Here is a 19,715-nt window from a genome sequence, read left to right on the forward strand (position 1 = left end):
CCGTGGCTGCGCTGCTTTCAGCCATGAAATTGCGCCTTTTCGGCAATCCGGTCGAGAATCTCACGCACATCCCCCCGTGCAGCCGCGCTATCACGCAACCCGGCAAAATCCCCCCGTGCCGAGGTGGTCGTTGGCGCCTGCAGCTGCAACAGGGCACCCGTCTCAAGCAAACTATCGACAATACCGCCCCAGGCCAGAAAGATCCCCTGCCCGGCCAGCCCGGCATGCGCCACCATGGCATTAAGAGCTGAAATCAAGAATTCGCGCCCCGATGTTGCCATCTATGTGTCCGCCAATGCCGAACATGGCACCCAGGGCGGCCCGGATGGTCTGCGCTTTTCCTATGGGTTTGCCGTGACCAGCTTTGAACAGATCACCTATCGCTTTACCGCCGCCGACGAAGCACAGGCTTAAAAGCGCCCCTGCGGATCAGCGCAGGCCGCAAAACAACCGCGAGTGGCTGTTTCCCGCCAGTTTCGCACCGACCGGCCAGAGGCAGCAGTTGAACCTGCCTCTGGCCAAGCCTATTCTTGAACAAGCAATTTCGCGCACAAAGGATGTCCCATGCCCGAGAAAAACGCCCAATCCATGTCCCCCCAGGACTGTCTCGTGGCCCTGATGGTGGCGGTCTCTGCCTCGGATGAAAACATCCGCACAGCCGAGCTGATCAAGATCCAGTCTGCCGTCAACATGCTGCCCGTCTTTGCCGATTACGACATCGACCGCATGACCCGGGTTTCGAACACCGTTCTGGACCTGTTTGAACAGGAAGACGGGCTGGAGGCCCTGTTTGGTCTGGTTCGTGACGACCTGCCCGAACATCTTTTTGAAACCGCCTATGCGCTGGCCTGTGATGTGGCGGCAGCGGATGGCAAGCTGGCAGAAACCGAGCTCGAGTTCCTGGCCGAGGTCCGCTATGAGCTGAACATTGACCGGCTGCATGCGGCAGCGATTGAGCGTGGCGCCCGCGCCCGTCACATGGTCTAAGCCACCATAAGACTAGCGCAGGCAGATCAAATTGGTCTGCTGAAATTTTGCATTTTTGGTGCTTAATCACTGATCCAGTTCAAGGCTACACAGGCTCCAGCCACTGCAATCGGAGCCAGCCTATGAATACTCCTCGCGCGATCCGCACCCTGCCCACGGTCTGCCCGCTGGACTGCCCCGACACCTGCAGCCTTTCTGTCAAGGTTGCAGGCGACCGCCTGGTCGAGGTCAAGGGGTCCCGGGCCAACCCCTTTACTGCGAACGTGATTTGCAACAAGGTCGCCCGGTCCTACCCCGAGTTTGTCCATGGCAAAAACCGCCTGACCCATCCGCTGAAACGGGTGGGGCTGCGCGGCACCGGGCAATTTGAACGCATCAGCTGGGACGCCGCGCTGGATCTGGTCCATGCGGGCTTTACCAAAGCCATCGACAGCCATGGCCCGCAAAGCATCCTGCCCTTCAACTATGCCGGCCCACACGGAGAGCTGGCCGGTGGCTCGATGGATCGGCGCTTCTTTTATAAAATGGGGGCAAGCCTGCTGAACCGTGGGCCGCTTTGCGGTGGCGTGCGGGGCGGAGCCTATGCCAGCCTGTTTGGCAATGCGCCCGGCATGCCGCCGCTTCAAGTTATCCATTCTGACCTGGTGCTGGTCTGGGGCAACAATGTCACCGTCTCTAACCTGCATCTGGCGCCGCTGCTGAAAAAGATGCGCGCCCAGGGCGGGCGGCTGGTGGTGATCGACCCCAAGCGGGTCAAGATCGCGGAACAATGCGACATGCATCTGCAGATCAAACCCGGCACCGATGTGGTACTGGCCATGGGACTGGCGGCCGAGCTAGAGCGCCGCCGGGCGCTGGATCTGGATTTCATCAATCGCTGGGTCGATGGCTTTGCCCCCTTCATGGAACAGGCGCGGCGCTATGGCATTGCACAGATCGTCGAGATCTGCGGCATCACCACTGCCGAGGTTCATGCGCTTGCCGATATGATGCAGGCGGCGCAGAACATGGCCTGCGCCTTTGGAAACGGGATTGAACGCGGCCGCTCTGGCGGGTCCGGACTGCGGGCGGCCATGGCCCTGCCTGCCCTGCTGGGGCATCATGGACGGCTGGGTGCCGGCGTGCTGGCCAAATCCGGCAGCGCCACCCCAAAGACCCAGGCACGGCTGCAGGGCGATCACCTGATCAAACCCGGCACCCGGACCTTTAACATCGTGGATCTCGCCGAAAAACTGCAGGACGACACGCTGGAACCCCCGATCAAGGCCACCATGATCTACAACCACAACCCGGTGGCAACCCACCCGGATCAGGCCAATCTGATGCGCGCCCTGATGCGTGAAGATCTGTTCATTGTCGGCTGTGATGTGGTGATGACCGATAGCATGGCCTATTGCGATGTGATCCTGCCCGCCGCGTCGCATTTTGAATTTGACGACATTTATGGCGCCTATGGGCAAAACTATCTGCAGCGCGCTGCCCCGGTGATCCCCCGTGTCGGAGAGAGCCTGCCCAATACGGAAATTTTTCGCCGCCTAGCCAAGCGCTTTGGCTATGAGGATGCACTGTTTCAGGCCAGCGACAGCCAGCTGATGGATGAGGCAATTGATGCCGATCACCCACAGCTGGACGGCCAGCGCCCCAGCGAGATCGCGCTGGATCGCGCCATCGAAATCAGGGCCGCCGATGGCGCGCCCATGGTTATGTGTCAAAACGTCCTCCCCGCGACGAAGTCGGGCAGGATTGAGCTGTTCAGCCAGGCGTATGAAACCCGGTATGGCTTTGGCGTGCCGCGCTATGACCCGGTGGCGCAGGATCTGCCGCTGGTGCTGATCAGCCCCAGCTCGGCCAAGCGCACCAATGCCACCTTTGGGTCGGACCCGGCCTCCTCTGGGCCAGAACAGCTGGAAATGCACCCAAAGGATGCTGCGGCCCGTGGCCTGAAGGATGGCGCGCTTGTCCTGGTCTCAAACGCGCGTGGCGCGGTGACCCTGCAGCTGAAAATCTCTGATGCGACCCGCCCGGGGGTGCTTTATTCTCCCAAAGGCACCTGGCGTGCGACATCGCAGACCGGCTTTACCGTGAATGCGCTGATCCCGGCTGATCTGCGCACCGATATCGAGGATGGCGCCTGCTATCACGAAACCTTTGTCGAGGTGCAAGCGGCGCTGTAACGCCCCCCTTGCGCCTTGCCCTTCCCGCAACGGGCAAGACAGGGGGCAGTTGGCGGCCTGGCCTCAGCTGCCGTAGCTTTGGCCCCAGCGTTCAATCAGTTGTTGCTGCAAACGCTTGGCCTGCTTGTTCCAGCGGCGCGCGCCCTTTGGCCTCTCGCGCTCTGCCCGGCTGATACGGGCGCGGGCCTGGGTATCGGCGGCAAAGATCGCAAAAGCCAGCACCGTGCCGCCAGGGGTCGTCAAAAAGCCCCCCAACCCGGAAACAAAGTTCAAGGTTCCGGTCTTGGCGGCCACTTTGATCGGGTGGCTTTTGATCACCCGGCCATTGCTGTCGCGCATGGGGAACTCTTTCAGCAGCGGCTTCAGCCTGCCCCCCTTGTATGCCGCGACCAGAACCTTCAGCAGAGCGCTTGGCGTCACCCGTGACGCATCACCAAGACCGGAATGATCCACCAAGCGGACGCCGCTGACCCCGTAGCGCGCCTCGACCCAGTGCGACATCTCATTGGCAGAATCCTTCAAACCCCTGGGGCGCTTGCCGCGTTTGGCCGTCGCCGCCATGCCAATCATTTCGGCCATCAGGTTATTGGAATATTTCAGCATGCCCTTCAGCATCTGATCCAGCTGCGGGCTGTGATGCTGCGCCAAAAGCGTCGCCTGTGGCAGGTTCTGCACCGATTTGGCAGCCTCCAGCTTGACCCCATGCGCCCGGGCCATGGTGCGAAAAACATCTGCGGCATAGTCCGCCGGACGCCGCACCGGCAACCAGCGCGACCCACCTTTGCCCAGCGCCTGCGAAGCCACGGTCCAGCTGTCAGCCCCATTGCGATCCGCATAGGTGTAAACCGGCAGCGCGCGATTGGCGACTTTCATCCGCGCCATACTGACCTCGGGGCGGTATTTCGCAGTGCGGGCATCCATGGTGACGGCCCAGCCCTTGCTGGCGCGCTTCCACTCAAAATGCACCCGGTTGAAATTCAGCGCGATACCGGAAACCGCCGGGCTATAGCCCACGTGATCAGGCTGTTCGCTGTCAATGCTGTGCACCTGGGGCAGCGCCCCGTCCCAGACCTTGAAACCACCGCGCACCTCGCGGATGCCGGCGTTTTTCAACGCCCGCGCCATCTGCGCCAGATGATCTGTGTTCAGCATCGGATCGCCGCCGCCCGCCAGGATCAGATCGCCCTTCAGTACGCCGCCCAAGACCGGGCCATCAGCCAATAGCCTGGTGATAAAACGGTGTTGTGCGCCGAATGTTTCAAGCGCGTAAAGCGCCGTCAGCGCCTTGGCCACACTTGCCGGCGGCTGCCCGTCTTGGCTGCCTTCGGATTCCAGTACCTTGCCGCTGCCCACCTCGGCCACGGCGCAGGCCACCCGGCCCGACAGGCCGGACTGCGCCAGCAACGTCTTGAGGCTGACAGAAGGGGCCCCAGTGCCGCCCTGAAGCAATGCCCCCCCCGCCCGAGCCTGCGGCCGCAAAGAGGTTGTAGGCGCATTGGCCAGCGCACCAGACGCTGCCGGAACGACAAGGGCTGCTGCGGCAGAGGAAAGGAAAAAGCGTCTCGATAACATGTCAGTCAATATCTAATCAGAAAGCTACGATACAGCAAACAAAGACCCGCTATATGGCATGCTGTCTCGCTCATAATGCATTTTATACTGTGTCACCTGCAAAAAATGCAGATTGCCAGAGTGTTTTTTTACAAGATGTACCACTGCTCAGCCCGGTTTGCTGGCTGGATGCGTCCCGCCATGATGCCGCGCGGGTCACGCAGATGGCGGCTGATCCGCCTCTGGCCCAGCGGCACATCCGCTGGCCACCCCGCCCGGCCATTTCCCGGCTGCCCGGATCTGGCTAGAGCTGGCGGCAATCAGCGGAATATTGACAAAACACCAGGCCGGCGCCGAGGCCTGGGCCAGGGCCTGGCTATCCTGGTCACCGATCATCGCCCCCCGGTAAATCCGCGCCGCCGGAGAGAGCCGCGCCGCGATCCGGTCGCCAGGTCGCGCCAGCACCCCAATCGGCACCGTCTCCATGATCTGACGCCAGTCCTTCCAGTGGTGAAAATGGGCCAGATTGTCCGCCCCCATCAGCCAGGTAAACCGCACCCCCGGATAGATCCGCCGCAATGCCCGCAGCGTTTCCGCCGTGTAACGGGTGCAAAGGCGGGCTTCGATATCGCTGACATGCACCTTTGGGTGATCCATCAGCGCCGATGCCGCTGCAACCCGGCCAGCCATGCTGGCAGGGGCATGCGCCTTCAGCGGATTTCCGGGCGAAACCAGCCACCAGAGCCGATCAAGATTGAACCGCTTCAGCGCCGCGCGACTGATCTGAACATGGCCCTGATGGGCCGGATCAAAAGAGCCCCCCAGCAAACCGACGCGCAGCCCCGGCCGCAGATATGGAAACCCCTGTCTCATCCGTTTGGTGATGCACAGTTTCCAAGCTGAGATCAAGCCGACCACAACGTAAATGCACCCGGCCTCACCCCAAAGCCTGCATGGACCTTGGGAAGACATGAACCGCCGTCATCGTGCTGCCCCCAGCCGATTGGCGGGATGGCAAGGCCAGGCGCGGCGCGTGCGGAGCGGGCCACAAAATGGATCCGTCCGAGACGCATGAAATTCGCAAGCGCTGCCTTGCCCGTATCCATGATTGCCCCCGCCCCTGCCATCAGCTATCACACCAGCCAGCTAGAATTACCCTCATCACGGAGCAGTCACATGGCCGCCTATCAATATGTCTACCACATGCAGGGGGTCTCCAAGACCTATCCCGGTGGGAAGAAGTGCTTTGAAAACATCCACCTGTCCTTTCTGCCCGGCGTGAAAATCGGTGTTGTCGGCGTCAACGGTGCCGGTAAATCGACCCTGATGAAGATCATGGCCGGCCTGGACAAGGATTTCACCGGCGAAGCCTGGGCCGCCGAAGGCGCCAAGGTTGGCTACCTGCCGCAGGAACCAAAACTGGACGAGAGCCTGACCGTACGTGAAAACGTCATGCTTGGCGTCAAGGAAAAGAAAGACAAGGTCGACCGCTTCAACCAGATCGCCGTCGAGATGGCCGAGAACTACACAGACGAGCTGATGGAAGAGATGACCGCGCTGCAGGACAGCATCGACGCGGAAAACCTCTGGGATCTGGACAGCCAGATCGACATTTCGATGGAGGCCCTGCGCTGCCCCCCCGATGACGCGGAAATCGCCAATCTTTCGGGCGGTGAAAAACGCCGGGTTGCGCTGTGCAAGCTGCTGCTTGAAGCGCCTGAAATGCTGCTCCTCGACGAACCGACCAACCACCTGGATGCGGAAACCATCGCCTGGCTGCAACAGCACCTGATCGACTACAAAGGCACCATCCTCTGCGTCACCCACGACCGGTATTTCCTGGATGACATCACCAGCTGGATCCTTGAGCTCGACCGTGGCAAGGGCATCCCCTATGAAGGCAACTATTCCGCCTGGCTGGAACAAAAGGCCAAACGGCTGGAACAGGAAGCCCGCGAGGACAAGAGCAAACAGCAGACCCTGCAGCGTGAGCTGGAATGGATGCGTCAGGGGGCCAAGGCCCGTCAAGCCAAGAGCAAGGCCCGGATCAACGCCTATAACGACCTCGCCGAACAGTCCGAGCGCGAAAAGCTGACCCGCGCCCAGATCGTTATTCCCAATGGCCCGCGTCTGGGCAGCAAGGTGATCGAGGTAAGCGGTTTGTCGAAACACTATGGCGACAAGCAGCTGGTGGAAGACCTGTCCTTCGACCTGCCCCCCGGCGGCATTGTCGGTGTGATCGGCCCCAACGGCGCCGGTAAATCCACCCTGTTCCGCATGTTGACCGGACAGGAACAGCCCGACAGCGGCTCGGTTTCTTACGGCGATACTGTGAAACTGTCCTATGTCGACCAGTCGCGCGATGACCTGAAAGACAATGAAACCGTCTGGGAAGCCATCTCTGGGGGTGCCGAGATCATCGAACTGGGCGACGCCCAAGTGAACTCCCGCGCCTATTGTTCTTCGTTCAACTTCAAAGGTGGCGATCAGCAGAAACCGCTGAACCTGCTGTCAGGTGGTGAACGCAACCGCGTCCACATGGCGCGTCTTTTGAAAGAGGGCGGCAACGTGCTGCTGCTTGACGAACCAACCAATGATCTGGACGTGGAAACCCTGCGGGCCCTGGAAGACGCGCTGGTGGATTTTGCCGGCTGCGCCGTGGTGATCTCGCACGATCGTTTCTTCCTCGACCGGATCTGCACCCATATGCTCGCCTTTGAAGGCGACGCCCATGTGGAATGGTTTGAAGGCAATTTTGAGGACTACGAAGAAGACAAGAAACGCCGCCTCGGCGCCGATGCCCTGGAACCCAAGCGTTTGAAGCACAAGAAATTCGTGCGATAAAATATCGGGGCGGGGGCGACCGTCTTCGGCCGCCCCCGCTTATCTACTGCCACGGCACCCTGCGGCACGCTCCCTTTCCGGTGGGAACCTTCCTGGATGTTGCACGCCCCGCCGCTCATTGCCGGGTCAGCTACAGCCCGCCGGGCGTGTCGACGCCGCCCCCCTTCCACTTTTCCAAAAACAGTCTCGCCGCAGGCAAGGCCCAGCCCTGGCCCCTTCGCCGGCAAAGACGCATTTGGCGTTTTGCCCCCCGCGCGCTATCCTACGGGCACGTCATACAGGCGCGTCGTATTTTCTAACGACGGTTAATCAGTATCATTTTTGAAAGGCCACCTGCCCATGCCCATCACCGCAGCAAAGATCACCAGTCAGGTCGAGGCCCTGAGAGGCAGGAAAGCCAAACGCAAAAGGCTCGACACCGCGCCCGAAGGCACCAAGAGCCGCAAACTGCCCGGTGATCTGCGCAAGGGGCTAGAGGCGCATTTCGGCAGCAAGCTCTCCCGCGTCAAACTGCATGTCGGAGGCAACGCCAAGGATCTGTGCAAAAAGCTGAAAGCCAAGTCCTTTACCATTGGCAATGACGTTTATTTTGCCAAACCCGCCAGCGCCAAGAAAGCCGATTTTCTGGTGCATGAACTCGCCCATGTCCTGCAACAGGGTCGTGGCCGGATGCCAAAACCAAGGGATGGCGTGGCGCTCGTGTCAAAATAATCCAACATCGACAGGGGTCTTCCCCCACTGTGATCATGTATTTTTGGGATTATTTGTAACACCTTGCCAAATATTCCTTATGCGCCATGCAAAAACCGGAAGGGTTTGAAGAAAATCTTAACCTTTTCAAACTGTATTGAAAGGACAGGGCCGCGCTAAGCTAGAGCCAAGATCTTTGGGAAAAGGTGAGACACAATGGCATTTGTCAGCATCATGTTTGGATCGCTCGTTGGCCTTGTCACGGCTGTGACAGGCTTTACCCTGTTTGATCTGCACATCTGGCACAGCCTCTTGCTTTACTCCGGCACGGGCGTTGGCGTTGCCGCGCTGGCGATTGGCATCTTGGTACTGCGCAGCACTCCCGAGCCGCAGTTTTCGGCCTCTGGGCCCGGCGGCGCTAACGCGCTTTGACCCACGCAACAATCTGACCTTCACGCAGGGCGCCCGACTGGCGCCTTTTTTCTTTGCCCCGTTCAAAGGCCACCAAGGTCGGGATCCCCTTGATCCGATAGCGCCCACCGGTGGATTGATGCCGTTGGGTATCAAGCTTGACCAGACGGGCCTGACCGGTCAACGTGCGGGCTGCCTTGGTGAACTCTGGTGCCATCATTTTGCAGGGTCCGCACCAGGGCGCCCAGAAATCCACAATCAATGGCAGATCATCGTTCTGCACCGCCTTTTGCAGGATCGCCGGATCCACATCCGTCGGCTGCTTTGACAGTAGCGCCGCGCCGCAGCTGCCGCATTTGGGGCCCGCCGTCAGCCGTGCCTCGGGCACTCGATTCAACTGGCCACAGGCCAGGCAGGTCAGGGTTTTTTCCGCCATGACAACGCTCCCAGTGCAGGTAATCGGCGCGATCATAGGCGCGCTGCTGCAATCTGCAAGGTCCAGCGCTGCCCAGCCTCCCTGCCCCTCGCCGTCTTGACGGAATGGTACCAGCACCACAAGATATACAGGCAGGTATGTTCCAAAATGTGAGGTTCAGATGATTTCTCGCCGCGTTTTTTCCACCTCCGCTCTTGCAGCCGTTTCGACCTTCTCCCTGTCGGGCCTTGCCATGCCCGCCCGCGCGAAACCGGCACCCGTTTTTGACCCGACACCGCAATACGTAAGGATCAAGAAAGATTACCAACCCGGCGAAATCCTGATCCTGCCGCGATCCTACTACCTTTATTTTGTCACCGAACAGCGCAAGGCAATCCGCTATGGCGTGGGGGTTGGCAAGGCTGGGCTGGAATTCACCGGCAGCGCCATCATCCAGCGAAAACGTGAATGGCCCGGCTGGCGTCCCACCCAGGAAATGATCGAACGCAGCCCGCGCATCTACCAGCGCTTTGTCGATAACAGCTACGTACAGCCCGGTGGGCCGGACAACCCACTGGGCGCGCGGGCGCTCTATCTTTATCAAAACGGAGTGGATACCTACTTTCGCATTCACGGCACCACCCAGCCCGAAACCATTGGCACCTCAGCCTCGAATGGCTGCATCCGCATGTTGAATTCACATGTTACCGACCTCTATCAGCGGGTACCGCTGGGCACCAAAGTCACGGTTTTGTAGACCCGGAAATAGGTCAGCAAGCCCGACATAATGCACCAGGCAGCCCCGGAAAATCGCCAAAAAAATCATCATGCAAAAGAAATTTCTGCAACAGGCCCGGTAACATAGACACCGGCGCCCCCCGCACAAAGGGGGGGTGACGATTTTTTCTTGCGCGAAAGCCGCTTCTGTCCAATGCTGTCATCGCGAGGTCATAAAGGGGGTGATATTTATCCCTGATGGATGGGCTACCACCAGAATGAGCAAGCCATACTGCCGCATGTTGCGGGCAGAAAGCGTGAGAAGAAACTAGGAGAAGAGACGATGGCAACTGGCACCGTCAAATGGTTCAACACCACCAAGGGATTTGGCTTTATCGCCCCTGACAGCGGCGGAAGCGATGTATTTGTTCACATTTCCGCAGTAGAGCGGTCCGGTCTGACAGGCCTCGCGGACAACCAAAAAGTGAGCTACGAAATGCAGCCCGGTCGTGATGGCCGTGAATCCGCGGTTGATCTCGCGCTGCTTTAAGCCCCAAAACATTTTTATTGGCGGCCCTGATTTTTTGGGGCCGCTTTTGCGTCCCCGCCCCCCTTGCCCCTTGTCTTGTCCCCTAGCCGTTTTCCTCGGAGCTGGACAGACGCGACAGCAGGGTCATGACCGCAGGCCCAACTGCGGCTACATTCAGCGCCACGCCCTTGGCATTGGGGTGAATGTTATCCGCCTGCATATAGGCCTGTGCCGCCGCCGGATCCTGCCCGGTTTCAGCGCGAATTCCGGCAAAGGCATCGGCATGCAGCAGCGCGCCAAATTCCTGCGCCAGATCCGCATAAATGCTATCAAAGGCAGCTTTGTATTCCGGGCCATAGTTGCCCGGCGCCCGCATGCCGATCAACAGAACCTCAACATTGCGTGCCTGCGCCGCCTGTAGGATTTTGCGCAGGTTGGCGCGGGCCTCGGCGGCGGGCAGACCGCGCAGCAGATCATTGCCCCCAAGCAGCACAATCAGCCCCTGCGGCTGATCCGCCAGCGTCCAGTCAACTCTGGCGGCCCCGCCTGCGGTGGTATCCCCCGACACACCGGCGTTGTTCAGCGTCACTTCGGCCCCCTGCGCCTCAAGCCAGGCGGCCAACTGCGGCACAAAGCCCTGCCCCTGTGGCAGCCCGTAGCCCTGCACCAGACTGTCGCCAAAGGCGGTGATCCGCAGATCCTCTGCCTGGCTCTGGGCCGCAACGTTTACAGAAATTATCAATCCCAACAGGGCCAAAACCTTGCGCATCGCGCTAAATGCTCCATATCCGATAGAGTGTATTTCACAGGCGCAGCTTCATGACCGAAACAGAACCACCCGTTCTTCACCTCAAAGATGCGTCTTTAACGCTGAATGGCAATACCGGGCCGGTGCAAATTCTGCGCGGGATCTCGCTGGATGTGCGCAAAGGTGAAACTCTGGGCCTGATCGGGCCTTCGGGGTCGGGGAAGTCCTCGCTCTTGATGGTGATGGGCGGGCTCGAGCTGGCAACAGGTGGTCAGATCACCGCCCTGGGTCAGGATCTCACCGCCATGGATGAAGACGCCCTGGCCCGATTTCGCCGCGCCCACATGGGTGTGGTCTTCCAGAGCTTCCATCTGATCCCCACCATGACAGCGCTGGAAAATGTCGCAACCCCACTAGAGCTGGCCGGTCGGCGCGATGCCTTTGCCCTTGCCCAGGCCGAGCTGGAGGCTGTCGGGCTGGGCCATCGTGCCGGGCATTTCCCCGCCCAATTGTCTGGCGGAGAACAGCAGCGTGTGGCCCTGGCCCGCGCCCTGGCACCACGCCCGTCAATCCTGCTGGCGGATGAACCCACCGGCAACCTGGACGAGGCCAATGGCGCGGCGGTGATGGATCTCCTCTTTGGTCTGCGCGACCGCACCGGGGCCACGCTGATCATGGTTACCCATGCGCCAGAACTGGCCGCGCGCTGCGACCGGGTGGTTCGCCTGCGCGATGGCCAACTGGCCGCACCACAACAGGCAACAGAGGCCGCCGAATGACGGGGAGCGGCCCTGCCACAGCGGCGACCTCCTTTGGGCAATCCCTGTCGCTGGCCTGGCGCTTTGCCCGGCGCGAGTTGCGCAGCGGCGTAAAAGGCTTTCGGATCTTTCTGGCCTGTCTGGCACTGGGGGTGGCGGTGATCGCCGCTATCGGCTCTATCCGCGCCTCGATCGAGGCGGGGCTGACACAGGAAGGAGCCAGCCTGCTGGGCGGCGATGCCGAACTGACCTTTACCTATCGCTTTGCCAATGCGCAGGAACGCGCCTGGATGGCAAAAAACTCTACCGCCGTGTCAGAGATTGTCGAATTCCGCTCTATGGCGACTCTGGGGGAAGAGCGCGCCCTGACTCAGGTCAAGGCGGTAGATGACGCCTATCCGCTGGAGGGGCAGATCGCGCTCACGCCCGAGATGCCGCTGGCCGATGCGCTGGCAGGCCGGGATGGGCTGCCGGGGGTGGCGATGATGCCGGTTCTGGCCGACCGGCTGGGGCTGCGCCCCGGTGATCACCTCCGCTTTGGCACCCAGGATTTTGTCCTGATGGCCACCATCAAGACCGAACCGGACGCCGCCGCCTCGGGCTTTGCGCTGGGGCCACGCACCCTGGTGGCCCGTCCGGCGCTGGAAGAGTCCGGGCTGTTGGCACCGGGATCACTGTTTTCCACCAAATACCGGCTTTCGCTACCAGAAGACAGTGACCTGGATGCACTGCAGGCCGAGGCACGCGCCCAGTTTGAGGCCAGCGGCATGCGCTGGCGCGATGCCCGCAATGGTGCCCCCGGCATTGCCACTTTTGTCGAACGGCTGGGTGGGTTTCTGGTGCTTGTGGGCCTGTCCGGCTTGGCGGTGGGCGGCGTTGGGGTTTCGGCGGCGGTGCGCGCCTATCTGGCCACCAAGACCACCACCATTGCCACTCTGCGCACGCTGGGCGCCGACCGGCGGGTGATCTTTCTGACCTATTTCTTGCAGATTGGGGCGCTGACCCTGCTGGGGGTTGCCATTGGGCTGGGGCTTGGTGGGCTGGGGCCTGTTCTGTTGGGGCCGCTGATTGCGGCGCAGCTGCCCTTTCCGGCGCTGTTTGCGCTCTACCCTGGCAGCCTGGTTGAGGCGGCGCTCTATGGCTTTCTGACGGCCTTCATCTTTGCGCTTTGGCCGCTGGCGCGGGCAGAACGGATCCGCGCCGCCGCATTGTTTCGCGGCACCCTGGGCGAGGAAAGCCACCTGCCCGCCCCGCGTTATATCCTGACCACTGCGCTGGCGCTGGTGCTGCTGGTGGGGTCTGCTGCCTGGTTTTCCGGCGCGCCTGAGCTGACGCTCTGGACGGCGGGCGGGCTGATGGGGGCCTTGCTGGTGCTGCTGCTTGCGGCGCTTGGCCTGGGCTGGCTGGCGCGCCATGGTACAAGGCTGAGCCGTGGCCGACCGGCGCTTCGCTGGGCGCTGGCCGCCATCGGTACAGCCCGCGATGGCGCGGTGCCTGCGGTGCTGGCACTGGGGCTGGGGTTGACGGTTCTGGCCGCCATTGGCCAGATCGACGGCAATATGCGCCGCGCCATCGCGGGCAACCTGCCCGATGTGGCCCCGTCCTATTTCTTTGTTGATATTCAACGCGACCAGATGCCTGCCTTCCTGAAGCGGGTTGAAACCGATCCGGCAGTCAGCAAGGTCGAAAGCGCCCCCATGCTGCGCGCCGTCATCACCAAGATAAACGGTTCCCCCGCGCAGGAGGTGGCCGGCGATCATTGGGTGGTACGCGGTGATCGCGGCGTCACCTATGCCGCCGCCCAGCCCAAGGGCACAGAGGTAGTGGCCGGCAGCTGGTGGCCCGAGAATTACACCGGCCCGCCACAGGTCAGCTTTGCCGCCGAAGAAGCGGAAGAACTCGGCCTTAGCCTGGGCGATACCATCACGCTGAACGTGCTGGGGCGCGATATCCAGGCCGAAATCACCAGTTTTCGCAATGTGGATTTTTCCACCGCCGGCATGGGGTTTGTACTGACGCTGAACGAGGCCACCCTGGCGGGCGCGCCACACAGCTTCATTGCCACCGTCTATGCCGCGCCCGAAGCCGAAGCGCAGATCCTGCGCGATCTGGCCCGCGAGATGCCCAATATCACCGCCATCCGGGTGCGCGATGCCATCGACCGGGTGTCTGACATTCTGCGCCAGCTTGCGGCAGCCACCAGCTATGGCGCGGCGGCCACCCTGTTGACCGGGTTTATGGTGCTTCTGGGCACCGCCGCCGCCGGGGAACCGGCACGCCGCTACGAGGCCGCGCTGCTAAAAACCCTGGGCGCGTCGCGGGCGCGAATCCTTGCCAGTTTTGCCCTGCGCTCAATCATCCTGGGCGCCGGGGCTGCGGCGGTGGCACTGACCGCAGGGATAGGCGGGGCCTGGGCTGTGAACCACTATGTCTTTGAAACCAGCTTTGTGGTGATCTGGCCAAATGCGCTGGCAGTCATATCAGGCGGGGTATTGACCACACTGCTGGCCGGGTTGATCTTTGCCTGGCGGCCCCTGGCAGCCCGGCCTGCGCGCATTCTGCGCACCCGCGATTAACCTGCGGCAGGCACGGCCTGTGGCCTGGCATTTGCAGTAGCAACCCCTGCCGCTGTACCACAGGCCACCGGCTGAAGAATGCGCAGCAAGTCGACGTTGCCACAGACAAGATCTGCAACCGAAAGATCATCCAGCGACCGATAGAAGGCCTGCGCCGCCTCTGACAGGGCCAGCTTCAGGCGACAGGCCGAAGCCAGCGGACAGGTATTGTCGGTATCCGCAAAGCATTCGGCAATTGGCAGCGCGCCTTCGACATGGCGAAAGACCTGACCAATCTGGATTTCCGCCGGGTCCCGCCCTAGCGTCATGCCGCCGTTACGGCCGCGCTGGGTGTGTAGATACCCCAATTGGCTGAGTTGGTTGATCACCTGCGCCAAATGATTTTCAGAGATATTGCAACACTCGGCGATTTCGGATTTTGTCACCAGACGCTCTTCATTTGCGGCACAGTACATCAAGAGGCGTACGGCGATATTGGTCCTTTTGGTAATTCGCATGGTCTGGCTCCGCCCTAGTTTTCGATCATGCTATATTGCACAGCCCGCGAAAAAGAAGTTTGACATACATCAATCACCCAGCGTTTTAACAATGGAATGACGATCGCATGATGCCCCACCCCTATTTCTTTGGCTATGGCAGCCTGGTAAACACCGCCACCCATGACTACCTCGACCCTCAGCCTGCCCGACTGAGCGGCTGGCAGCGCAGCTGGTGCCATACCGCCCTGCGCGACGAAGCCTTCCTGAGCGTGGTGCCCGCGCCGCAGGTGCAGATAGACGGGCTGATCGCGGCCGTTCCCAATGCCGATTGGCAGGCGCTGGACGAACGCGAATTCGCCTATGATCGCCTGCCAGGCAACGGGTTGATCAGCCACGACCTGTCACGCAGCCCAGAGATTTCGTTTTATTCGGTGCCCCCACACAGCCAGAGCCAAGACGACACCCGGCACCCGATTTTGCTGAGCTATCTTGATGTGGTCGTGCAGGGGCATTTGCAGATCTTTGGTGCGGCGGGGGTGGATGACTTTTTCTCTACCACCCTGGGCTGGGATGCCCCGATCCTGAATGACCGGACCGCACCGAAATACCCGCGCCACCAGCAGCTATCCGCCTCTGAAACCGCACTGGTGGATCGCTATCTTGCCGACCTGGGGTCGAAAATCATCCCCCAGGCATAGGCAGGCATAGGCAGGCATAGGCGCCAGGCACAAACAAAACAGGCGGCGCGCTCGGCACCGCCTGTTGTATCTGTCATCCCTGCCCTGTCATTCCCCGCATAGGGGCCTGGGCCCTGCGCGTTCTAGCCGCGTGCCTTCACCACTGACATCAGCGCCAAAAGTGCGCTCATGTCCGGGCCACGTTCGCGCCCGGTGACCGCCTTGCGCAGCGGCATGAACAGTCCCTTGCCCTTGCGCCCGGTTGCCTCTTTGACGGCGGTGGTCCAGCTCTTCCAGCTGGTTTCGTCGTAGGGGCCTTCCGGCAGCAGCGCCATGGCCTCGGCGATGAACTCAGCGTCTTCCTCGGCGATCAGCGGCTCGGCGCCCTCACAGCAGAGTTCCCACCAGCCGGCCAGATCCTTCAGCGTGGTGATGTTTTCTTTTGTCAGCGCCCAAAAGGCCTCTTGCTTGTCCGCGGGCACGCCAAGCGCGTCGATATGAGGTTTTACATCCTCCAGCGACAGCGACTGCAGATAGCGGGCAGTCAATGGGTACAGGTCTTCGACATCAAACTTGGTTGGCGCAGCACCAAAGCGGTTGATGTCAAAGCCGTCAATCAATTCTGCCATCTCGTTGCGCACTTCAACCGGATCAGAAGACCCCAGCCGCGCCATCAGAGACAGCAGAGCCATGGGCTGTACGCCCGCCTCGCGCAGATCACGCAGTGCCAGGGTGCCCAGACGTTTGGACAGTGCTTCGCCCTGCGGGCCGGTCAGCAACGAGTGATGGGCAAATTCGGGCACGGTGCCGCCCAGCGCCTTGATGATCTGGATCTGGGTTGCGGTATTGGTCACATGGTCCGAACCGCGCACCACGTGGCTCACGCCCATTTCGGTGTCATCCACAACCGAGGCCAGAGTATACAGGAACTGACCATCGCCCCGGATCAATACCGGATCCGACACCGAGGATGCATCAATCGAGATATCACCCAGGACGCCGTCTTTCCACTCGATGCGTTCATGGTCCAGCTTGAACCGCCAGACGCCATCACCGCGTTCAGCGCGCAGGGCGGATTTTTCATCCTCTGACAGCGCCAGCGCGGCCCGGTCATAAACCGGTGGCTTGCCCATGTTCAACTGCTTCTTGCGCTTCAGATCCAGCTCGGTCGGGGTTTCAAAGGCCTCGTAAAACCGGCCAATGCTGCGCAGCTCATCGGCGGCGGCGACATAACGGTCCAGGCGGTCAGACTGGCGTTCAATCCGGTCCCAGGTCAGGCCAAGCCATTCCAGATCCTGCTTGATCGCATCGACATACTCCTCCTTGGAGCGTTCGGGATCGGTGTCGTCGATGCGCAGAATAAAACTGCCGCCAGCCTTGCGGGCGATCAGATAATTCATCAGCGCGGTGCGCAGATTGCCAACATGGATATAGCCGGTGGGCGACGGGGCAAAACGGGTGGTGGTCATCAGATGTCTCCTGTTGCCTTGCCCATGTCACATGAGGCTGGCTTTGTCCAGTTTTTGCCAGTCTCAGCCCGGCCCTGTCGGCCTGCCACACATCAAGACACACATAGCCATGGCGATTACCGCTGCCACACTGGATGCCACCGCCTCTGGGATGCCACCTTGCGTGCACAATTGCGTGAGTTTTCGCCGAAATCCCTTTGTTTTGCTCAAGGCAAGGCTAGCATCGAGCTGGATGCCAAAGCCAGCACATCCCAAAGCGATCCTGAAAGCACACTCCCGCCTTGCTGCCCCTACAGAGAGGACCCTTCGATGACCGCAACCTTCACCCGACGCTCCGCCCTTGCCGCAGCTGCCGCCCTGCCCCTTGCGGCGACGGCCCGCCCAACCCTTGCTGCCAGCGACAGTACCGAGATGGCCAGGGCGCCAGCCTCCCATAGCCGTAGCTTCAAACTCGGCAGCTTTACCGTAACCACCCTGCTTGATGGCAGCCGCCCCGTGGACGGCGCCAAAGCAATTTTTGGCGGCGGCGCAACAGATGAAGAATTTGCCGCCACCTCAAAGCAGAACTTCATTCCAGCCGATATGGCGCAGTTTTTCTTTACCCCGACGCTGGTGGATACTGGCGCGGAAAAGATCCTGTTCGACACGGGCCTGGGCCAGGGCGGCATTCAGATGGCCCTGGCAGAGGTCGGCCTGACACCGCAGGATATTGACGTTGTTGTCCTGACCCATATGCACCCGGATCATATCGGCGGCATGACAACGGATGGCGCAGAAACCTTTGCCAAGGCCCGCTATATCACTGGCCGACAAGAGTTTGATTTCTGGCGCGGCCAGGACAAAGGCAACCGGGTCGGCGATCTGATGGCCCAGAAGGTAACGCCCTTTGCCGAAAAGCTGACCTTCATGGAAGACGGCGACAGCGTCGCATCAGGGATCAGCGCCATGGCCAGCTTTGGTCATACCCCCGGCCATATGGGCTATATGCTGGAAAGCGGCGGACAGCAGCTGATGCTAACCGCAGATCTGGCCAACCACTATGTCTGGTCCTTTGCCCATCCCGACTGGGAGGTCAAATTCGACATGGACAAAGAGGCAGCGACGCGCTCTCGCCGCAGGATACTGGACATGCTGGCCAGCACCGGCACGCCGATGATCGGCTACCACATGCCCTTTCCTGCAGCAGGATATGTTGAAACGCGCGACAGCGGGTTCCGCTTTGTGCCGGTAAGCTATCAAATGATGGGCTGACAATTGCCCGGACGGGCTGATCCGGGCCTTTTGTGCCCGGCGCCTCTCTGCCTGCCTATCCCATCGCCGACCAGTCTTGCTTGTCTGTATATGGGAGAGGCTGGAAGGTTATTTCTTTTTGCTAAAGCGCGACAGGCGAAAGCCATGCGGATCAACAATGGGCGCATCACCCGTCACCAGATCCGCAGTCAGCCGCCCCGCTGCCGGACCAATGCCAAAGCCATGGCCGCTATATCCGGTAGAGATGAAAAGCCCCGGCAGATCATCCACCTGCGAAATCACCGGCAGCGCATCCGGCGTCACGTCAATTAGCCCGCCCCAGCTTTGCACCACGTCGCAGCCCCGCAGGACAGGAAAGGCCCGTTGTGCTGCGTCCCAGCCCTGTTTGATCGCCTTTTGCGAAGGCGCTGGATCCAGCACCCGGCAGGTTTCAAAGGGGGTGGTCTGCTGCGCCGACCAGCGCCGGTCCTGCGCCGCCTCTTCGCGCCACCGCCCCGACCCGGCAAATCGGAACTGGATAGAGCGCCACTCTTGCAGATAGCTGGGCAGAAATTTCAGCCCCAGCCGCAATGAGTCGGGGACAATGTCGACAATGTTTTCACTGCCACTGGCAATGGTATAACCGCCATCCTGCCGCTTGCGCAGGGCAAAGCCATTACACCAGATTGAACAATCAGGCCCGCCCCGCACTGGTGAGGTGCGCAACACCGAATTCAACACTTTCAACTGCGGCAGTGCGATCCTGGCATTCCCCAGGAACAGCCGCGACCAGGCCCCGCCTGCCACCACCACGGCCGAACAGGCCACCCGGCCACGCTCGGTCATCACGCCGCTGATGCGCCCGGCTTCGCTTTCGACTGAGCGCACCGCGCATTCGGTCATCACCCTGGCCCCTGCCGCCTGGGCCGCCCGCGCGATGGCATGGGTGGCCAGCTGCGGTTCGGCGCGCCCATCCAGCGGCGTATAATAGCCAGAGATCGCTTTGCCCTGATAACCGGGCATCACCTGGCGCAGAAAATCGCCGCGCAGCATCTGGCCCGGCAGATCCATCGCCGCAAGATGTGGCGCCCAGCGTTCCAGATCTGCCTCTTCCCGACTGCGGTCTGCGGTAAACAGGATACCAGAGCGCCGATAGCCGGTTGGGTGGCCGGTGCGCGCCTCCAGCCCATCCCAAAGGTGCAGCGCCTCTCGCATCAAGGGCAGTTCTTGCGGGTCGCGCTGCGAGATCCGCACCCAGCCCCAATTGCGCGAACTTTGTTCGCCCGCGATCTGGCCCTTTTCACACAGCAAGACAGAATGGCCCCGTTCGGCCAGTTCCAGCGCGGTCGAGGCCCCAATGATGCCGCCCCCCACCACAACCACGTCAACACGTTTGGGCAGAGCAAGATCGGCTGGGAAATATGGCAGTTTCAATCCTGGCATGATGAGGTCTATGCCGC

At 61.1% G+C, this 19,715-nt stretch carries 20 protein-coding genes; 12 read left to right on the forward strand and 8 right to left on the reverse strand.

The window, feature by feature from the left end:
* Positions 1 to 17: 17 nt before the first annotated feature.
* A complete protein-coding gene (locus P2081_RS14445) occupies positions 18 to 257 on the reverse strand; it encodes a hypothetical protein (protein ID WP_278923569.1) in 240 nt (79 codons plus the stop codon).
* On the opposite strand from P2081_RS14445, the gene P2081_RS14450 reads away from it, so the two are divergent.
* The 3 genes from P2081_RS14450 (at position 235) to P2081_RS14460 (ending at position 3,161) form a co-directional block, all read left to right on the forward strand.
* Positions 235 to 414 (forward strand): hypothetical protein, encoded by a 180-nt coding sequence (locus P2081_RS14450; RefSeq protein WP_278923570.1) that lies wholly within the window; start codon positions 235 to 237, stop codon positions 412 to 414. The genes P2081_RS14445 and P2081_RS14450 overlap by 23 nt on opposite strands.
* A gap of 150 nt (positions 415 to 564) precedes the next feature.
* Entirely contained in the window at positions 565 to 987 is a 423-nt protein-coding gene (locus P2081_RS14455) for a tellurite resistance TerB family protein (protein WP_278923571.1), read from the forward strand.
* 122 nt (positions 988 to 1,109) lie between these two features.
* Positions 1,110 to 3,161: a molybdopterin-containing oxidoreductase family protein gene (locus tag P2081_RS14460; protein WP_278923572.1), complete on the forward strand. Its 2,052-nt coding sequence runs from the start codon at positions 1,110 to 1,112 to the stop codon at positions 3,159 to 3,161.
* 63 nt (positions 3,162 to 3,224) lie between these two features.
* Here P2081_RS14460 and dacB read toward each other — a convergent pair whose 3' ends face one another.
* Both dacB and P2081_RS14470 read right to left on the reverse strand, forming a co-directional pair.
* Entirely contained in the window at positions 3,225 to 4,733 is a 1,509-nt protein-coding gene (gene dacB / locus P2081_RS14465; protein WP_278923573.1) for a D-alanyl-D-alanine carboxypeptidase/D-alanyl-D-alanine endopeptidase, read from the reverse strand.
* A gap of 195 nt (positions 4,734 to 4,928) precedes the next feature.
* Complete coding sequence (locus tag P2081_RS14470; protein ID WP_278923574.1) at positions 4,929 to 5,585, reverse strand: nicotinate-nucleotide adenylyltransferase; 657 nt, start codon at positions 5,583 to 5,585, stop codon at positions 4,929 to 4,931.
* A gap of 303 nt (positions 5,586 to 5,888) precedes the next feature.
* Between P2081_RS14470 and ettA the strand changes: the two genes are divergently transcribed.
* The 3 genes from ettA (at position 5,889) to P2081_RS14485 (ending at position 8,678) form a co-directional block, all read left to right on the forward strand.
* On the forward strand, positions 5,889 to 7,556 hold the full coding sequence (ettA, locus tag P2081_RS14475; RefSeq protein ID WP_278923575.1) for an energy-dependent translational throttle protein EttA: 1,668 nt from the start codon (positions 5,889 to 5,891) through the stop codon (positions 7,554 to 7,556).
* A gap of 339 nt (positions 7,557 to 7,895) precedes the next feature.
* Entirely contained in the window at positions 7,896 to 8,267 is a 372-nt protein-coding gene (locus P2081_RS14480) for an eCIS core domain-containing protein (RefSeq protein ID WP_278923576.1), read from the forward strand.
* 195 nt (positions 8,268 to 8,462) lie between these two features.
* Positions 8,463 to 8,678 carry a hypothetical protein gene (locus P2081_RS14485; RefSeq protein ID WP_278923577.1) on the forward strand — a complete coding sequence of 72 codons (216 nt, stop codon included), beginning with the start codon at positions 8,463 to 8,465 and terminating at the stop codon, positions 8,676 to 8,678.
* On the opposite strand, the gene trxA is transcribed toward P2081_RS14485, so the two are convergent.
* Positions 8,665 to 9,093 (reverse strand): thioredoxin, encoded by a 429-nt coding sequence (trxA, locus tag P2081_RS14490; protein WP_278923578.1) that lies wholly within the window; start codon positions 9,091 to 9,093, stop codon positions 8,665 to 8,667. The two genes, P2081_RS14485 and trxA, sit on opposite strands and share 14 nt — an antisense overlap.
* A gap of 160 nt (positions 9,094 to 9,253) precedes the next feature.
* Here trxA and P2081_RS14495 point away from each other — a divergent pair, with 160 nt between their 5' ends.
* On the forward strand, positions 9,254 to 9,829 hold the full coding sequence (locus P2081_RS14495) for a L,D-transpeptidase (protein WP_278923579.1): 576 nt from the start codon (positions 9,254 to 9,256) through the stop codon (positions 9,827 to 9,829).
* Between the two features lie 303 nt (positions 9,830 to 10,132).
* The gene (locus P2081_RS14500) at positions 10,133 to 10,339 is read left to right on the forward strand and encodes a cold-shock protein (RefSeq protein ID WP_027241328.1); all 207 of its coding nucleotides are present in this window, start codon (positions 10,133 to 10,135) and stop codon (positions 10,337 to 10,339) included.
* Between the two features lie 82 nt (positions 10,340 to 10,421).
* Here P2081_RS14500 and P2081_RS14505 read toward each other — a convergent pair whose 3' ends face one another.
* Positions 10,422 to 11,087: an arylesterase gene (locus P2081_RS14505; protein WP_278923580.1), complete on the reverse strand. Its 666-nt coding sequence runs from the start codon at positions 11,085 to 11,087 to the stop codon at positions 10,422 to 10,424.
* Positions 11,088 to 11,137: 50 nt separating this feature from the next.
* On the opposite strand from P2081_RS14505, the gene P2081_RS14510 reads away from it, so the two are divergent.
* On the forward strand, positions 11,138 to 11,845 hold the full coding sequence (locus P2081_RS14510) for an ABC transporter ATP-binding protein (protein WP_278923581.1): 708 nt from the start codon (positions 11,138 to 11,140) through the stop codon (positions 11,843 to 11,845).
* The gene (locus P2081_RS14515; protein WP_278923582.1) at positions 11,842 to 14,400 is read left to right on the forward strand and encodes an ABC transporter permease; all 2,559 of its coding nucleotides are present in this window, start codon (positions 11,842 to 11,844) and stop codon (positions 14,398 to 14,400) included. The genes P2081_RS14510 and P2081_RS14515 overlap by 4 nt, the downstream gene beginning before the upstream one ends.
* Here the strand turns inward: P2081_RS14515 and P2081_RS14520 are convergent.
* Positions 14,397 to 14,897 (reverse strand): RrF2 family transcriptional regulator, encoded by a 501-nt coding sequence (locus P2081_RS14520; RefSeq protein ID WP_278923583.1) that lies wholly within the window; start codon positions 14,895 to 14,897, stop codon positions 14,397 to 14,399. The two genes, P2081_RS14515 and P2081_RS14520, sit on opposite strands and share 4 nt — an antisense overlap.
* Positions 14,898 to 15,007: 110 nt before the next feature.
* On the opposite strand from P2081_RS14520, the gene P2081_RS14525 reads away from it, so the two are divergent.
* Complete coding sequence (locus P2081_RS14525; protein ID WP_278923705.1) at positions 15,008 to 15,577, forward strand: gamma-glutamylcyclotransferase family protein; 570 nt, start codon at positions 15,008 to 15,010, stop codon at positions 15,575 to 15,577.
* 122 nt (positions 15,578 to 15,699) lie between these two features.
* Here the strand turns inward: P2081_RS14525 and gltX are convergent, their stop codons facing one another.
* Positions 15,700 to 17,025: a glutamate--tRNA ligase gene (gene gltX, locus P2081_RS14530; RefSeq protein WP_278923584.1), complete on the reverse strand. Its 1,326-nt coding sequence runs from the start codon at positions 17,023 to 17,025 to the stop codon at positions 15,700 to 15,702.
* A gap of 309 nt (positions 17,026 to 17,334) precedes the next feature.
* Here gltX and P2081_RS14535 point away from each other — a divergent pair, with 309 nt between their 5' ends.
* Positions 17,335 to 18,276 (forward strand): MBL fold metallo-hydrolase, encoded by a 942-nt coding sequence (locus P2081_RS14535; protein WP_278923585.1) that lies wholly within the window; start codon positions 17,335 to 17,337, stop codon positions 18,274 to 18,276.
* 108 nt (positions 18,277 to 18,384) lie between these two features.
* Here the strand turns inward: P2081_RS14535 and P2081_RS14540 are convergent, their stop codons facing one another.
* Complete coding sequence (locus tag P2081_RS14540; RefSeq protein ID WP_278923586.1) at positions 18,385 to 19,698, reverse strand: NAD(P)/FAD-dependent oxidoreductase; 1,314 nt, start codon at positions 19,696 to 19,698, stop codon at positions 18,385 to 18,387.
* Positions 19,699 to 19,715 lie beyond the last annotated feature (17 nt).

The sequence above is a fragment of the Pseudophaeobacter profundi genome, assembly GCF_029697505.1.
Taxonomy (GTDB): Bacteria; Pseudomonadota; Alphaproteobacteria; order Rhodobacterales; family Rhodobacteraceae; genus Pseudophaeobacter; species Pseudophaeobacter profundi.

What these genes read in the sequence shown, in the direction of transcription:
- P2081_RS14480 (WP_278923576.1), top strand. Translation starts at nt 7,896, where the DNA reads ATGCCCATCACCGCAGCAAAGATCACCAGTCAGGTCGAGGCCCTGAGA.
- P2081_RS14485 (WP_278923577.1), top strand. Translation starts at nt 8,463, where the DNA reads ATGGCATTTGTCAGCATCATGTTTGGATCGCTCGTTGGCCTTGTCACG.
- P2081_RS14515 (WP_278923582.1), top strand. Translation starts at nt 11,842, where the DNA reads ATGACGGGGAGCGGCCCTGCCACAGCGGCGACCTCCTTTGGGCAATCC.
- ettA (WP_278923575.1), top strand. Translation starts at nt 5,889, where the DNA reads ATGGCCGCCTATCAATATGTCTACCACATGCAGGGGGTCTCCAAGACC.
- P2081_RS14510 (WP_278923581.1), top strand. Translation starts at nt 11,138, where the DNA reads ATGACCGAAACAGAACCACCCGTTCTTCACCTCAAAGATGCGTCTTTA.
- P2081_RS14505 (WP_278923580.1), bottom strand. Translation starts at nt 11,087, where the DNA reads ATGCGCAAGGTTTTGGCCCTGTTGGGATTGATAATTTCTGTAAACGTT.
- P2081_RS14470 (WP_278923574.1), bottom strand. Translation starts at nt 5,585, where the DNA reads ATGAGACAGGGGTTTCCATATCTGCGGCCGGGGCTGCGCGTCGGTTTG.
- P2081_RS14460 (WP_278923572.1), top strand. Translation starts at nt 1,110, where the DNA reads ATGAATACTCCTCGCGCGATCCGCACCCTGCCCACGGTCTGCCCGCTG.
- P2081_RS14540 (WP_278923586.1), bottom strand. Translation starts at nt 19,698, where the DNA reads ATGCCAGGATTGAAACTGCCATATTTCCCAGCCGATCTTGCTCTGCCC.
- trxA (WP_278923578.1), bottom strand. Translation starts at nt 9,093, where the DNA reads ATGGCGGAAAAAACCCTGACCTGCCTGGCCTGTGGCCAGTTGAATCGA.
- P2081_RS14500 (WP_027241328.1), top strand. Translation starts at nt 10,133, where the DNA reads ATGGCAACTGGCACCGTCAAATGGTTCAACACCACCAAGGGATTTGGC.
- gltX (WP_278923584.1), bottom strand. Translation starts at nt 17,025, where the DNA reads ATGACCACCACCCGTTTTGCCCCGTCGCCCACCGGCTATATCCATGTT.
- P2081_RS14450 (WP_278923570.1), top strand. Translation starts at nt 235, where the DNA reads ATGGCATTAAGAGCTGAAATCAAGAATTCGCGCCCCGATGTTGCCATC.
- P2081_RS14535 (WP_278923585.1), top strand. Translation starts at nt 17,335, where the DNA reads ATGACCGCAACCTTCACCCGACGCTCCGCCCTTGCCGCAGCTGCCGCC.
- P2081_RS14520 (WP_278923583.1), bottom strand. Translation starts at nt 14,897, where the DNA reads ATGCGAATTACCAAAAGGACCAATATCGCCGTACGCCTCTTGATGTAC.
- P2081_RS14455 (WP_278923571.1), top strand. Translation starts at nt 565, where the DNA reads ATGCCCGAGAAAAACGCCCAATCCATGTCCCCCCAGGACTGTCTCGTG.
- P2081_RS14525 (WP_278923705.1), top strand. Translation starts at nt 15,008, where the DNA reads ATGCCCCACCCCTATTTCTTTGGCTATGGCAGCCTGGTAAACACCGCC.
- dacB (WP_278923573.1), bottom strand. Translation starts at nt 4,733, where the DNA reads ATGTTATCGAGACGCTTTTTCCTTTCCTCTGCCGCAGCAGCCCTTGTC.
- P2081_RS14495 (WP_278923579.1), top strand. Translation starts at nt 9,254, where the DNA reads ATGATTTCTCGCCGCGTTTTTTCCACCTCCGCTCTTGCAGCCGTTTCG.